At 38.0% G+C, this 13,706-nt stretch carries 16 protein-coding genes and 1 pseudogene; 1 reads left to right on the plus strand and 16 read right to left on the minus strand.

Going from position 1 to position 13,706, the window contains the following annotated elements; all coding sequences use genetic code 11:
* Positions 1-11: 11 nt before the first annotated feature.
* Positions 12-1,391, minus strand: coding sequence for an MFS transporter (locus ACDD58_RS08420; RefSeq protein WP_370776926.1), 1,380 nt, complete (start codon positions 1,389-1,391; stop codon positions 12-14).
* 170 nt (positions 1,392-1,561) lie between these two features.
* On the opposite strand from ACDD58_RS08420, the gene ACDD58_RS08425 reads away from it, so the two are divergent.
* A complete protein-coding gene (locus tag ACDD58_RS08425) occupies positions 1,562-2,404 on the plus strand; it encodes a helix-turn-helix domain-containing protein (protein ID WP_117920242.1) in 843 nt (280 codons plus the stop codon).
* A gap of 77 nt (positions 2,405-2,481) precedes the next feature.
* Here the strand turns inward: ACDD58_RS08425 and ACDD58_RS08430 are convergent, their stop codons facing one another.
* From ACDD58_RS08430 to ACDD58_RS08500, 15 genes and pseudogenes are all read right to left on the minus strand, one after another.
* Positions 2,482-2,796, minus strand: a complete 315-nt coding sequence (locus tag ACDD58_RS08430; protein ID WP_117920244.1) for a hypothetical protein — start codon at positions 2,794-2,796, stop codon at positions 2,482-2,484.
* 107 nt (positions 2,797-2,903) lie between these two features.
* On the minus strand, positions 2,904-4,280 hold the full coding sequence (locus ACDD58_RS08435; RefSeq protein ID WP_370776929.1) for a sensor histidine kinase: 1,377 nt from the start codon (positions 4,278-4,280) through the stop codon (positions 2,904-2,906).
* Entirely contained in the window at positions 4,268-4,930 is a 663-nt protein-coding gene (locus ACDD58_RS08440; protein WP_015559641.1) for a response regulator transcription factor, read from the minus strand. Before ACDD58_RS08440 ends, ACDD58_RS08435 begins: the two co-directional genes overlap by 13 nt.
* A 14-nt stretch (positions 4,931-4,944) precedes the next feature.
* On the minus strand, positions 4,945-5,685 hold the full coding sequence (locus tag ACDD58_RS08445) for a lantibiotic immunity ABC transporter MutG family permease subunit (RefSeq protein WP_005330844.1): 741 nt from the start codon (positions 5,683-5,685) through the stop codon (positions 4,945-4,947).
* 1 nt (position 5,686) lies between these two features.
* Positions 5,687-6,418 (minus strand): lantibiotic immunity ABC transporter MutE/EpiE family permease subunit, encoded by a 732-nt coding sequence (locus ACDD58_RS08450; protein ID WP_370776933.1) that lies wholly within the window; start codon positions 6,416-6,418, stop codon positions 5,687-5,689.
* Positions 6,411-7,124 carry a lantibiotic protection ABC transporter ATP-binding protein gene (locus ACDD58_RS08455; RefSeq protein ID WP_044999424.1) on the minus strand — a complete coding sequence of 238 codons (714 nt, stop codon included), beginning with the start codon at positions 7,122-7,124 and terminating at the stop codon, positions 6,411-6,413. The genes ACDD58_RS08450 and ACDD58_RS08455 overlap by 8 nt, the downstream gene beginning before the upstream one ends.
* A gap of 78 nt (positions 7,125-7,202) precedes the next feature.
* Positions 7,203-7,391 carry a hypothetical protein gene (locus ACDD58_RS08460; RefSeq protein WP_055040005.1) on the minus strand — a complete coding sequence of 63 codons (189 nt, stop codon included), beginning with the start codon at positions 7,389-7,391 and terminating at the stop codon, positions 7,203-7,205.
* Between the two features lie 143 nt (positions 7,392-7,534).
* The gene (locus ACDD58_RS08465; RefSeq protein ID WP_117920252.1) at positions 7,535-7,762 is read right to left on the minus strand and encodes a DUF6462 family protein; all 228 of its coding nucleotides are present in this window, start codon (positions 7,760-7,762) and stop codon (positions 7,535-7,537) included.
* A 218-nt stretch (positions 7,763-7,980) separates the two neighbouring features.
* Positions 7,981-9,113, minus strand: a protein-coding gene (locus tag ACDD58_RS08470) for an IS3 family transposase (protein ID WP_117920255.1) whose coding sequence is annotated in 2 segments (ribosomal slippage) — positions 7,981-8,846 and positions 8,846-9,113 — 1,134 coding nt in all. Because the reading frame shifts where the segments join, the coding sequence is not laid out codon by codon here.
* 96 nt (positions 9,114-9,209) lie between these two features.
* A pseudogene (locus ACDD58_RS08475) lies at positions 9,210-9,584 on the minus strand (lysine--tRNA ligase); the annotation flags it as partial.
* 204 nt (positions 9,585-9,788) lie between these two features.
* Positions 9,789-10,178: a hypothetical protein gene (locus ACDD58_RS08480; protein WP_243006771.1), complete on the minus strand. Its 390-nt coding sequence runs from the start codon at positions 10,176-10,178 to the stop codon at positions 9,789-9,791.
* A 130-nt stretch (positions 10,179-10,308) separates the two neighbouring features.
* The gene (gene lexA, locus ACDD58_RS08485; protein ID WP_008118564.1) at positions 10,309-10,908 is read right to left on the minus strand and encodes a transcriptional repressor LexA; all 600 of its coding nucleotides are present in this window, start codon (positions 10,906-10,908) and stop codon (positions 10,309-10,311) included.
* A 189-nt stretch (positions 10,909-11,097) separates the two neighbouring features.
* Positions 11,098-12,081 (minus strand): YafY family protein, encoded by a 984-nt coding sequence (locus tag ACDD58_RS08490; protein ID WP_117920257.1) that lies wholly within the window; start codon positions 12,079-12,081, stop codon positions 11,098-11,100.
* Between the two features lie 46 nt (positions 12,082-12,127).
* A complete protein-coding gene (gene srtB, locus ACDD58_RS08495) occupies positions 12,128-12,901 on the minus strand; it encodes a class B sortase (protein ID WP_117920259.1) in 774 nt (257 codons plus the stop codon).
* 15 nt (positions 12,902-12,916) lie between these two features.
* Complete coding sequence (locus ACDD58_RS08500; RefSeq protein WP_199536191.1) at positions 12,917-13,270, minus strand: DUF5640 domain-containing protein; 354 nt, start codon at positions 13,268-13,270, stop codon at positions 12,917-12,919.
* Positions 13,271-13,706 lie beyond the last annotated feature (436 nt).

Raw genomic sequence — 13,706 nt, forward strand, 5'->3', positions numbered from 1 at the left:
TGTTTCTAATTTTATTCTGCAGTAGCAGCATTTCGCTTATCAGCTAAATCCTGTAACATTTCAGCTGTTTTCTCTTTTGTAAGAGGGTAGATAAATTTTAATACCAGAACAGCTAATAAATACCCTACAACATATAAACCTGTATATGTTTTCCAAAGACGTCCTGAGAATGCTTCATTCTGGACAGCTTCATTAACCTGGAATCCAGCAATTGCAAGTGCAAAACTACTCATACTTCCTGATACAGCATTAGCAAGTTTACGGAAAAATGTATATGCTGAGTATACAATTCCTTCATTACGTTTTCCTGTCTGAAGTTCCTGATAATCAATTGCATCATTTACAAGTGCCCAAACTAATACTTGGAAACCACTTACTCCAAGATAGCAGATTCCGTTGATGATAATAAAGAGCATAGGATTTTCAAGTGGGAAGAAGAATAAAATAGCATAAACAACAACTGAGAAAGATGCACTGTACATAATCCATTCTTTCTTTCCAAATTTCTTAGCAACAAATTTTGTGCCTACGAATGCAATAAGTGACCAGAGTACACTTAACATACCTGAAACTGCCATGATGGCAACATTTCCAAAATAATCGCGGAATAAATAAGTATTTAATCCGTTAATCATACCGGCTCCAACAATACCGATAAAGCTTGATAACATAACTCCGAGTAATGCTTTGTTTTTAGTAATATCCTTAATTACCTTGAAGTAGTTAAGCTTTTCTTTTTTCTCAACAACTGGCTCTGTAATAATACGCTCTTTACACCAATGAGATGTAAACATAAGACAGATTAATCCAATAACTGCACAGATTGCTGACATAATAAGGAAATGGCTAGGTACTGGCTGGTTATCTTTATATAAGAATAATGGTCCAGCAATAACGATAACTGTCATAAAAATTGTACCGCCAAGACTTCTGAAACGAGAAAGGTCAGTACGTTGGTTAACATCATCAGTCATTACACTTGAAAGACTACCAAATGGAACGCTGACACATGTGTACATAATTTCGTAAACAATATATGTAATGAACATATAAGCAATACGTGCACCATAAGCGAAATTGCTTACGTTAACAAATCCTAATATACAGAGTACTGCAGTTGGAAAAGCAAAGAATTTAATCCAAGGAATGAATTTTCCTTTTCCTTTGTTTTTGTGGCTATCAACAAGTGCACCAATTAAAGGGTCATTTATAGCATCCCAAAACTTTGTAATAAGCATAAGGATTCCTACGTGTACTGGATTAACTTTTAATACCAGTGTATAAAAAATAGCAAGATACATGGCACGGAACTGCTCAGTACAGCAACATCCCAAATCGCCAAGAGTGTAACCAATTTTGTCCTTCATGGAAAAAGGTCTTGTTTCTTTCATGATAATTTACCTCTCAAATTTATATTGTTTTGGTAGCTACAATCTTATTATATTGTGGTTATGCTGATATCCATATACAAATATTGCTTGCAAACTACGAAAAATTGATATATTGTATATTTTGACAAAATAAACAAAAAATATAATAGGAAAGTGTGCAAAATAGACATATGAAAAAGCAAGGCTACAAAATGGAATATTTGAAAATATTGGATAGTACCCAGCGAAGCTTTGGGCAAAAGAAGAGCTATACAATTGTATTTATAACTGGTGGGATAGGGTATATGCACCAGGAGGATGATAATATTGTATGTACTATGGAGGATTTGATATTTATTAAGCCAGGTAATAAAGTAAAGCTTGAATATCGTAAAAATAAGTATCCTCTTGAAGTTTATGTTCTTTATATAGGTGGAGAACTTTTAAGGAAATTGTCAGATGAAGAAACAAGACTTGATGAAGCGTTTGATTTTGTTCCGTATCAAGTTAAGATTGTTCATTCTGAGAGTGAATCGGCTATGCTTATAAAGAATATATCCAAAAAGCTCTATTCGATGAATAATGAGCCGCCTAAATTTGCCCGCTCATTATACGAGAAAAGCCTATTAACTATGATTCTTGTACTTGCACTTCGCTCATCTGTTCAGGAGGATGTACAGATTAAGACGAATAAGAAAAAACACGTTGTAATGGATGATATTTTTATTTATATCAGAGAACATTTGACAGAAGATATCTCGTTGGAGCGCTTGGAAAATGAATTTTATGTAAGCCGTTATCATATAGTAAGAGAGTTTAAAAAAATGACAGGTGAGACACCTCATTCATACATTGTAAAGAGCAGACTTGATTTATGCCGCCATTATATAGAGCAGGGGAAAAGTATTCGCGAGGTATATGCGCTTGGTGGATTTGGAGGGTATAATCATTTTTTTAGAGCATTTAAGAAAGAATATGGTGTTACTCCAATGCAATATTACAATAATTTACAGATTGACAGGAATGAAAAGTAATGATTGTGTTTGTAGAATAAAGCAAATAAGCCCGCAATTAAGCGGGCTTAAAATATGAACGAACACATAGGTGGTTTCTAGTGTAAAATTCCTGTAGACTGTAAGAATAATACAAACATCATAATTGGAGCAACAAAACGAATCATACTGTTGCATATAATTTTCTGCAATGGTTTATAGCAAAATCGATAAAGGAATGTAAAATACTTATAAACAATGATTCCATCTGGAATCACTTCGTCATTTTGCTCACGCAATTTGAAAATAATATTATTATAATTTGCATCCGTATATGTAATGACTAAAACCTTTCTGTATTCCGTGCAAACCTTATTTATTATGTAAGTTGTTTTCCCAGCACCAGCCACTGCTAGCATTAACTTTTTATCCATCTTATAGCCCTCTCAATGTAGTCTGGTACGACTATATCTAGTGCATTCATCAATTGATATGCCGCTTCAGTCTTATTCTTCTTTTACATAGCTTAATTGCGGTCTATTTAGCTTGTTTCCTGACTACTCAGGAAAAATATTTCTACCCTCGCCCCACCTGTATTTTCAGAATTTGAAAGTTTAATACCTCCACCATATTTTTCAGCCACAGTTTTTGCAAAAAATAGTCCCATCCCATAATGGGCTTCGCCATTTCTACTTGTGTCATCCATAAAAAACTGCTCTGTGCCATGCAATAATGCTTCTTTTGTAAATCCTGATCCGCTATCCTCCACAATGAATGTCAGCCGGTCATCCTGCTCCTTTGCGTCAATATAAATGATTCCATTTTCTTTTGTATGCTCCACTGCATTCTGAATCACATTCATTACGGCTCGGAACATTGGATCATAAGCAATCGTTACCTTTTTATCACTTTGTTCCGCCTTCCAATCTATCTTCTGGTGATAGATTTCTACCAGTCCGAGTGCCTGTTCCTTTATATCTGCGAAAAAATCTTCTAACCTCACCGTTGTATAGGTAACATCACTGCAATTCCATGATTTTGTGACATCTATCAACTGTTTTACATAACTTTGTATCTGTGTTGTGCCGTTCAAAACATAAGTGATATTATTCTTCTGTTCTGTGGTCAGTTCAGTCTCTGAAAGTAGTTCTGCATTTCCCCGTACAATCGTAAGAGGTGTTTTAATATCATGCGCCAAAGCAGACATCTGTTGTTTCTTTTCCTGCTCTGTTTTCCACTGCTTTTCTAAAGATTCTCGCAATGCATCTCGCATATCATCGATTGCCGATAAACAGTCATCAAACTCTTTGATACCGGAACAGGATGTCTCATATTCCAGATTTTGATCCTTTATTTGTCTGATTGCGTCTAATACAGGCTGCATCTGCTTTTTGATTCTTTTTCCAAAACGTATGGACGGAATGATGATAATCGCTACCGCTCCAATCACTGACATAATACTCATCACATTCTGTGGTCCTATAAAATGCTCCCTCAAAAAAGCTGAATGATATTGAGGTGTCAGGCGATATTGCAATACAACATATTCATTTTCCCTTACAATTACTTTATAAAAATATTTCCCGGATGCGTTTCCGTACTTTGCAACATTCCATGCTATCTGTTCGTATTGTTCTGACAGATCTCCACCTATTTTCTCTCCATTCTCTGAAAAGATTACATAATCACAAAGTGCAGGAATCATCTCAGCAGTTACTTTATCCGCACGTAAAATCGTATCATATGCTTCATTAATCTTTTGCTCTGCATAATTCGCCGGATAGATACAACCCACACTAATCAAAAGGTACAGCAGCAGCCAAGCAACAATCACCAAACCTACTAATGATCCAAGCATGACCAGTACATATCTCATAAAAATCCAGCTGAGTGCATTGCTTCTCTTTACTCTTCCCATTTATATCCAATCCCCCAGACTGTTTTTATCGGTGTATAATCATAATCCGCAAATTTTGCTCTTATATTTTTGATATGCGTGATAATGGTACTGTCATTACTCTCACTGTCAAAACCAAAGACCTCTTCTAAAATCTGTTCTTTCGAGAAAACCTGTCCCCTGTTTTTAGCCAGGAATTCACAAATTTCGTACTCCGCTTTCGTAAGAGGAAGTTCCTTATCATCAACCAATAGTTTCTTTTGAGATATTTGAATACAGACCCTCCCCAAAACCATCCTGACAGAATGTTCCCTGTGCTCTCTTCTAAGATGTGCATTGATCCTTGCCCGAAGTTCCATCACTCCAAATGGCTTTGAAATATAATCATCTGCTCCTAAAGAAAGTCCGTTTACCAGACTGTTTTCCTCCGTTTTTGCCGTAAGAAACAAAATCGGACAATCCACAAGTGCCCTGATTCTTTTGCATAATTCGAAGCCATCAATTCCAGGCATCATAATGTCCAGTAAAATCAGGTCATAACGATGTAATTCTTCCATATTAATTTTTAGTGGATTACTTACTTTGGTAACCAGATGTCCATCCTTATTCAAAATGCTTTCTATCATTTCCAAAATTGCCGGTTCATCATCAACTGCCAGTATTTTTGCCATAGTTTCCCTCGATTCTATTCCGATATTCTGTTTCCTTCCCAGTGGTTTACCCACCAAAAATAGTATACCATACTAATCCCTGTAAATATTAAGCAACCTGGTATGAATGACAACCATTCACCTACACTAGTTTCTCCCAATACAGATTGCAGATAAGTATATGGTACTCTACCCGTCCAGCAGACAAATACATATTTCCACACATAATCTCCAAGTCCGGTAAGCATCAATGCACTAATTAGTCCTGATATAATCCCTGCTCCAATGGATACCCCTTTTCCAAACTGAAAAGCCAGAATCAGCTGCCACAGATAAAGTGGAACACTGCTTCCCCACAGCAGCAATGCTGCAAATATACATCCTTTCATGATTTCGATATCGCTTGATGCGATTCTTCCAAATCCAATTCCGAATATGATTGCTGTCAATAGGATAGAGCACAGACACAAAACCAGTAGCATCAACAGTTTCGATAAAAATGCTGCAGGTTTATCCGGTAAAGACAACAGATTTTGAAAATCACCTGCATTTTGTTCCTGTTCCATCACACTTGCTGTAAAAATTCCAATAAGTACCGGAAGTCCTGCTCCTATTGCCTGATAAAATGCAATCACTTTCATATTTTCATTCCATGGTGAAAAAAAGTAATATATTAAAAATATAACGCTGGTTATAATCGGAATCAGTAAGTGTGCCAGAATCACAGATGTTCCTTTCATCTTTCGCAAGTCTGCATTAAGAGATCTTCCAATCATCTTATTTCACCTCTCTTCTCTCAAACCATTTCAAAAACAGAACCGTTACAAAAACAAACCAGATGATTGAGAGACACATTCCCGGAACAATGACTCCCGTATCCAAAAGAGGATTCCCTGCTTCTGCGGCAAGTCCATTTGGTAAAACATGAAGCAACGGGCACATCATTCGCATAGGGATTGCAGAAACAAGTACATACCAGATTCTGGTTTGTGATATTACCACACCGCTGACGGTAATAAACAGGCAGACGAACAGGTTTACAATCATTCCAAATCGTTCACTTAAAAATAAAGCTACCGGAATCTCCCATAACTCAGAAACCGTCAGAAACAATACTGCAATCAACGCTCCTCCAACTGGAACATGTGTCGTTAGAAGAAAGCCTCCAAGCGTTGCTCCTGCAAACACAATCACATTAGAAAACAAAATCATGTACCCAATATAAATAATTTTCCCCAGCAACAATTTTCTTCTGTCTGTGGGAATAGTCGTTAAATGATAGTATTTTATCTTTTTCTCCTGCGCCACAGAAAGATAACAAAATAGGGCAATCATCCCCGGCAGCAAAAGTGTATACCACCAGTTCCAAACACTTTCTGCATAAGCATTTGTCATCCCAAGAGTAAGTATAAATGCCATAACAAATGTAAGAAGAGGAAATCCCCAGATAAACTTTTTTCGCATGGTTCTTTTGGCTTTTTGATGTTCTGCTTTTATAATATTAACCATGGATTTCACCTGCTTTCTGGTTTTTTCTTACCACATTCATAAACAAATCTTCAAGATTATCTCCCTGCTTTAATGCTCCTTCGTATCCTAAGATTCCACCTGAAATAATCCCGACTTTATCTGCAAGTAACTGTACCTCTGAGAGAATATGACTGGAGAGAATTACAGTGATTCCCTGTTCCGGAAAAGACCGGATCAGCTCTCGTAATTCCTCGATGCCTATTGGATCTAATCCATTCGTAGGTTCATCCAATATCAAAAGTTCCGGTTCTCCAAGCAATGCCATTGCAATGCCTAGTCTTTGCTTCATCCCCAAAGAAAACTGTCCTGCTTTCTTCTTTCCGGTGTTTGTAAGTGATACAATCTGCAAGACCTCATCAATTCTGTTTTCATCTGTACCAAGCAATAATTGTCTTACCTTCAAATTCTCTCTGGCGGAAAGATTTTCATAAATAGGCGGATTTTCAATTAACGCTCCTATTTTTGATAAATCTTTCCTATCCAAAAGTTTTCCATCAAAGTAAATCTTTCCTGCAGTTGGTTTCATCATACCAGTCAACATTTTCAATGTGGTAGATTTTCCCGCACCATTCGGTCCAAGCAGTCCATAAATCTGTTTCTTTTCTATATTAAGTGAAACATTATTTACCGCTTTCTGCTTTCTAAAATATTTACACAAATTTTGTGTCTGCAACATCATTTCCATCTTTACTATCCTTCCTTCTATATTTCATTTCTTACTGAAATATAACCTAACAGAAAAAAATAAAGATTTGATGAAGATTTATTCCCGTATGGAATAAACCATCAATTGAATATCATTATCAGAACTCGGCTTTCCACTGAAATCAGCAAAGCTGTTACAAATACGAAGTCCTAATTTACCGAATATCTCCGTGATTTCATCCAAACTATATAACCTTATAGGATTTCCTTCTTTCATTTCAGGCTTATAAAGTGCTTCTCCATACATATAGTCTACCTGCCCATATATCAGCGTTTTTCTATCCTTCTCCCATTCAAAAGCAGATAATGTAAGTCCCTTTTCTCCTGCATCCCATAACTTGCAAGGGAAGCCCTAATATCCGGCTGTAATTGTGTTACCATCCTTTTCACCTACTTATAAAATTCATCATCAACTATATGGAATGTCTCAAGGTACTCATCAAATATTTTTAAATTCACAAGTACTAGCTGACCTAACTTATAGATTGCTTTGGCATCTTTAGCCATCTGCATAAACTTTGATACACTCATATGATACATTTCTGCTCCTTCGCTATATCTTACAAACTTTGTATTACCATTCTTCTTAAATTCCTGATACGCCTTTGTGTGTTCCATATTAATCTCCTTTCGCTATTTCAGCTGTTCCTATAACGCAAAAAGAGGACATCTTCTAAATTTCTTTAGAAAATGTCCTCTAAGTAATACAATCTTTAATTTTTCAGACTAAGCAATCTGTACTAACGTGTATTGACCTTTATTTGACTATAAGTTTTTTTGGTCAAAACTTGGTCAAATGACCTTGACCAATCAAATTTTGGATTGTCAACACTTTTTCAGACAAATTTTTTTAGGTTATTTTTCCGATATTGTACAGGCGTTTGATACCCTAAGGAAGAATGTATGCGGTGATGATTATACCAGTTTACATAATCCCATAGTTTTATCTTCAGTTCTTCCTGCGTATGGAATGTTTCATTCCATACAAATTCTGTTTTTATAATCTTGAACGTAGCTTCTGCCACTGCATTGTCATAAGGACATCCCTTATGGCTCAGGGAGCGTTCCATATGGAACGTTTCTAACAGTTCTTCAATTGTCTCGTTTTTAAATTCATTTCCACGGTCTGTGTGGAAAATATGGATTTCCGACAGATTTCCGTCTACTTTCATAAATGCCTGTTTTACAAGTTCTGCTGTTTTATGTTCTCCTGCACTGTATCCAATAATCTCCCTGTTAAAAAGATCAATCAGTACACAAATATAATTCCAGCGATTTCCTACCCTTACGTAGGTCAAATCACTTACCACTACATTGCGGTATGGCTGGTTTTGAAATTGTCGGTTCAACACATTCTCTACTTTTGATTCATTACATCTGTCTTTTTGCGGTTTAAACTGTGCTGTAGTATAGCTTGAAACCAGACCTTCCTGTTTCATAATCCGTCCAATCCTGCGTCTTGATACCTGTTTCCCGCAATCAGCCAATTCTTTCTTGATCTTTCGTGTACCATAATAGTTCCGGCTTTTTCTAAAAATTTCCTGAATGTCTGCAGTGAGTTCTGATTCATCTTTTTTTGCTGCTGCTTCATAATAATAGGTGCTTCTGTTTACCTGTAGGACGCGGCACATTGCTGATACAGAGTATTTGTGGGCATTTGCTTTAATCACATTTACTTTCGTCCTAAGATCAGCGCCGCTTGTTTTAAAATATCATTTTCCATTCTTAACTGCTGGTTTTCTTTCCGAAGCCGGATCAGTTCTTCCTGCTCCGGAGTCCGGTTATCTTTTTCATGGAAAGAACCGGAATTGGATGCCTGCTTTACCCACTTGTCAAACAGGGAAGTAGCAATGTCATATTCACGGCAGATATCACATCTGCGTTTGCCGGAACGATATAGTTCCACCAGTTGCTGTTTAAATTCATCTGTATATTTGCGAGGTTTTCGTCGTTGTTTTTGTTCGGTCATAAAGAGTGCTCCTTCGTGTATTTATTATAGATTATATGACCTTAAAAAATCTGTCCAGTTAATTGTAACCTATCCATTTAGATGAATTTAATTCTCTTAATACAGCTTAGCTCCAGCAGGAATTGCGTCATCTAACATAAGCAGATTCAGTCCTTCGTGTCCGTCATACTCGTACACTGCTGAAATCAGCATTCCTTCTGATGGGATTCCCATCATCATTCTGGTAGGAAGGTTTGTGATTGCTACACATGTCTTTCCAACGAGCTGTTCCGGCTCATAGTACTCATGAATACCGCTTAAAATCGTGCGTTTCTTGTCAGTTCCATCATTTAATGTGAACTTGAGAAGCTTCTTTGACTTTGGCACTGCTTCGCAGGCTTCAATCTTTACGACTCTGAAATCAGATTTTGCAAATGTATCAAAATCTACAAATTCCTCAAAAAGAGGCTCAATTTTTACTTTTGAAAGATCAAGCTGTACGCTCTCTGCGGACACACTTGTTGTCGGCTCACTTGCTGCAGGAGCTGCTTCGGAAGTCTTAGAAGACTTCTTGTCAGAGTCTAATGACTTCATTGTCGGGACCCTTTTTGTGGTTCTTTCATACTCGACCAAGCTGGTGTTAATACTATTAAATTCTCCATATTCCAATTATCCCCCATACTTCATATTTTTGCTCTACTTTGAGTCACTTTGCGGGCAAATGATGTAAAATAGATGTAAGATATGATGTGACGCTTCGTGTGCCATTGTAAATCTGCGACGTCCCTGCTCCTTTTCAGCAAGAAGAAATTTATCAAGTACGATGGTATCTTTCGGGAAAACAAAGGGAATAATTTTTCCGTCCTGATGTACCAACAGTGGTGTTGCTCCATCTGCCAGAAAGCCAATCCTGCCTGCATCATCTTCTGCGAAAGAAGCGTATTCAATTCGTAACATAAGAAATTCTGTAATGAAATGTTCTATGTCGATGGATTGAATCACTCGATTGCTAAACTTATTAGCATAAGCTGTTATCAAGCCTTCGCTGATTTCTTCCAACTCGGCTCTTGACATATAAATACTCAAGTTGTGTCCATCTCCGACTCCACCTTGTCCGGCGGTGCAACTCCTCCGGCAAAGTTCTGTTGTATTTCCGCACTATCCAAATTGATTAGATAGCGAATTCCTTCAAGTGTTCTCATTCGTCTGTCCTCTGTTATAGTTCTTTGATGATGTGACAAGCCACACCCTGAATGCAGCACTCATCTACAATGATGTCTTTCATCTTCTTATTTTCCGGGTGGAGAATGATTTTCTTATTCTCATCATCTCGGAAGTAGCGTTTCAATGTATTCTGATTATCCACAAGGGCAACTACTATATCGCCATCATTGGCTTCTACCTGCTTTTTAACAACCACAAGGTCGCCGTCATCAATCCCTGCTTCAATCATAGACTGACCGCTTGCTCTTAATATGAAGAAATCTCCTTTGCCGAAAATGGCAGTAGGAAGTGATACATATTCTTCAATATTTTCTTCCTCATACTGAGGACTGCCACAAGGAATAGAACCTACAATCGGTGTCTGTGTCTGTTCGCCACTATACTTACGGGTCACATTGGTACGAATCTCCTGCCCGTCATACTCAATCATATTCTTCTCAGCCATCTCTACCAAGTATTTATATGCTGTACCTCTGGCAATACCAACCGCTTCAGCAATCTTTGTAGTCGATGGGGATTGTCTGTTTTGCAGGTAATAATCCTCGATGTACTTTTTTATCTCACTCATAAGTTCAGGACTCTTGCTTCTCATACCTGCACCTCGCTTTCTTTTCTATCGGAAGCAGTTTGCTTTCGATAGTTTTATTATACATGATACGAAGAAATTTTCAAGTAGGTTTTTCGCAAAAGAAAAGAGGTGTCGCAATTTGCTAACACCTCTCCATTCTTTAATATTGACTTTACGCTTTATGCAGACCATCTACATAAATGCAAATCTGCACTATTCATTCTCTTTCATATCTTCAGTAGCTTTTGTAAGCATTTGTCTGTATTGCTCTTTCAAGTTTTCCGGTGCAAGTATCTGTACCTTGCCATTAAAGCCAAACACCCAACCGAAAAAGGTTAGACTGGCTGATACTTCGGTCTGTACTCTGAAAGACGTCATATCATACGCAAGGGTTGTCACATCTTCTCCGAAACGGTCAACCATTGTTTTCATCAGGCTGTTATCACACCGTAAATCCACAAGGACTTTTTCGCCTGAGAACATAAAGAAAACTTCCTTTGTGTAATTCTCAATATCAAAATCATCAGGCATAGGAATAATGTCCTTATCCAATATCTCCGGCTTGGAAGCAATACGGTCTACCCTGAAATTGATAACTTTGCTTTTCTTCTCTGAATATCCGAGAACATAATAATAGTCCCCACACCAGAGAAGTTTATACGGACTGAGCTTATACACTTCGCCCTTGTTCTTCAGAACCTTTTTCTTTAATCCGGTATAATCGTAATACTGGAAAGAAATCTGTTTACCTGCGTTGATGGCATCGTTTATAGCGTCAATGATATAATATATCTGCTCATTATCCGGCTTAATGCGATTGACCACATAGTTATTACGCTTCAACTTTGCCACCTGCCCCGGACTGGTCATCGTATGTATCTTCTCAATCAGCGTTTCGCTTTTCTTCTTTGTAATGAACTTCGATGACTCTACTGCATCTATCAGCAGTTTCAGCTCCGGCAGTTCAAACTTTCGGCTGGCTACAAAATACTTGCTTTGCGTCGAATGAATGGTTACAATATCCAGTCCATATTCCAAAAGAGCTGCTATATCCTTCGTTATGGTTGTCCTGTGAGCAGAAATCCCATATTCCTCATTCAAAATCCCGATGAGCTGCGTTGTAGAAAGCGGGTGTTCTTCATCAGTACGCTCCAACAAGATTTTCAGTAGATATAGTATTCTTGGTTTTGCTTCCATACATTTATCCTTTCTCGAACAGACTCACCGCAAATTACAGTAAATTTCACCCGATTTCTTTTAAAATACCCATCAGTACAAAACGAGCATTGTCATATTCATAGGAACAGGTAGACAGTGTAAGCAGTCTGTCCTCATCGGATACAGTTGTCCCGGAGGTAAACAAGGAATTATCCAGCGCTGTTTTCAGCAGTCCGCTGCGTTCCTCTTTCGTTTTCTCAAATTCATACACCTTTGAATCTGACGGTGTAACATATCCGGCGATCAGCTTCACTTTATAATTCTGCTTTGGTGTGAGCAGATACAAAACAGAATGTTCTTCGTAATATTCCTGCTTACTGTATTTAGGCAGAGAGCCGAACATCGTGTTGTTTTTCATATTATGACCGTAGATAATGGTATGCAGATCAGAACAATCGGCGGCGTTTCGGTAATCCATAAAAAGCGTTCCCGCTATATTCCAAGTACCGTCAAGCAGTCGGCGAAGATAATACTCGTTATCCTTGCTCTGTACTACCGGATAGTTGATTTCGGTATCCGGGCAATAGAGCCAAGCAATAATGTCCTTGTTTTCTTCCTGCAAACGCTCAAAGTCTACCGTAATTAGTGCAGTTTCAGAAACAGGCTTTATCGCAGATTCTGTTTGTCCATTCTCCGTTTGCTGTGTTTGTGGTGCGGTTTCTACCGCTTTATCAATCAGCACATCATTCTGTCTTTGACTGTCCTGTGTTTCTTTCCAATAATCATAAATGTGATATGCAGATAAAGAAAAAACAGTTATACATACAGATAAAATCAGGATTTTCCATACCTTTTTAATAGCGTAACACCGTCCTTATTTGTCTGCTTTTTTATCATGCACCTTAGTCAGCTCATAAGTGCCGCCGATTGTTCCTTCGCCGCCGATGAGGATGAGGGTATCGCCTTTGACACTAAACTCATAGGTTGCGTCATGTGCCGATTCGTTCACAAAGTCGATATATAGCTGATTGTCCTTGATTTCATAGGTAAAATCATAATCTGCAAGGGTGAGGAGCATTGCACCGCTGCCTTTGCCGTCAAATTCATAGGCAGTAGTCCCATCAAAATCCCATTTGCCGGCAAGCGCATCTGTTCTGCCGGAGCAGCCTTTACAAATCAGCACAATAATCAGAACAACAAAAAGGAGTGCTAATAACGAAACAATCACAGCTCTTTGCCTTTTTCTTCGCTTTATTGCGGTTTTGCGTGTAGGGGAGAGATACCTGCCTTTGCTTGACTGAGCTTGTCTTTTGTATTCTGTTTGATTTGATGTGCGGGCAATCCGTTCGGTGTCAGTTGGTTTTTGGGAAATTTGCCGAGGCTGCTTATTGTTTTGCTATGCTTGATTTTGAACACTATTCTCTGACGAAGGCGAAGGTGCTTTGTCAAATGTTCTGAGTATTTCTTCAATTTCTTTTTCTTGTTCGTCCATTTGATTTCTCCTTGTTCGATTTCTTTCCGAAAATCGGCAAAGCGCTTTTTTTGCCGCCTTTCGGAAAGGGACTTCCGAAGAAATCCTTTTCGTAAGGAAAAGGCGGCAGCGGAAGCTCCGCTACCGCCATCCTTAAATGGTTAGCTATCTGTTATTTCACAGATTTTCTTTT

It is taken from the genome of Roseburia sp. (assembly GCF_041325975.1).
In the GTDB taxonomy this organism is placed as follows: domain Bacteria; phylum Bacillota; class Clostridia; order Lachnospirales; family Lachnospiraceae; genus Roseburia; species Roseburia rectibacter.

What these genes read in the sequence shown, in the direction of transcription:
- ACDD58_RS08425 (WP_117920242.1), top strand. Translation starts at nt 1,562, where the DNA reads ATGAAAAAGCAAGGCTACAAAATGGAATATTTGAAAATATTGGATAGT.
- ACDD58_RS08440 (WP_015559641.1), bottom strand. Translation starts at nt 4,930, where the DNA reads ATGGCAAAAATACTGGCAGTTGATGATGAACCGGCAATTTTGGAAATG.
- ACDD58_RS08420 (WP_370776926.1), bottom strand. Translation starts at nt 1,391, where the DNA reads ATGAAAGAAACAAGACCTTTTTCCATGAAGGACAAAATTGGTTACACT.
- ACDD58_RS08490 (WP_117920257.1), bottom strand. Translation starts at nt 12,081, where the DNA reads ATGGAAGCAAAACCAAGAATACTATATCTACTGAAAATCTTGTTGGAG.
- ACDD58_RS08455 (WP_044999424.1), bottom strand. Translation starts at nt 7,124, where the DNA reads ATGGAAATGATGTTGCAGACACAAAATTTGTGTAAATATTTTAGAAAG.
- ACDD58_RS08435 (WP_370776929.1), bottom strand. Translation starts at nt 4,280, where the DNA reads ATGGGAAGAGTAAAGAGAAGCAATGCACTCAGCTGGATTTTTATGAGA.
- ACDD58_RS08445 (WP_005330844.1), bottom strand. Translation starts at nt 5,685, where the DNA reads ATGATTGGAAGATCTCTTAATGCAGACTTGCGAAAGATGAAAGGAACA.
- ACDD58_RS08460 (WP_055040005.1), bottom strand. Translation starts at nt 7,391, where the DNA reads ATGTATGGAGAAGCACTTTATAAGCCTGAAATGAAAGAAGGAAATCCT.
- ACDD58_RS08430 (WP_117920244.1), bottom strand. Translation starts at nt 2,796, where the DNA reads ATGGATAAAAAGTTAATGCTAGCAGTGGCTGGTGCTGGGAAAACAACT.
- lexA (WP_008118564.1), bottom strand. Translation starts at nt 10,908, where the DNA reads ATGAGAAGCAAGAGTCCTGAACTTATGAGTGAGATAAAAAAGTACATC.
- ACDD58_RS08450 (WP_370776933.1), bottom strand. Translation starts at nt 6,418, where the DNA reads ATGGTTAATATTATAAAAGCAGAACATCAAAAAGCCAAAAGAACCATG.
- ACDD58_RS08465 (WP_117920252.1), bottom strand. Translation starts at nt 7,762, where the DNA reads ATGGAACACACAAAGGCGTATCAGGAATTTAAGAAGAATGGTAATACA.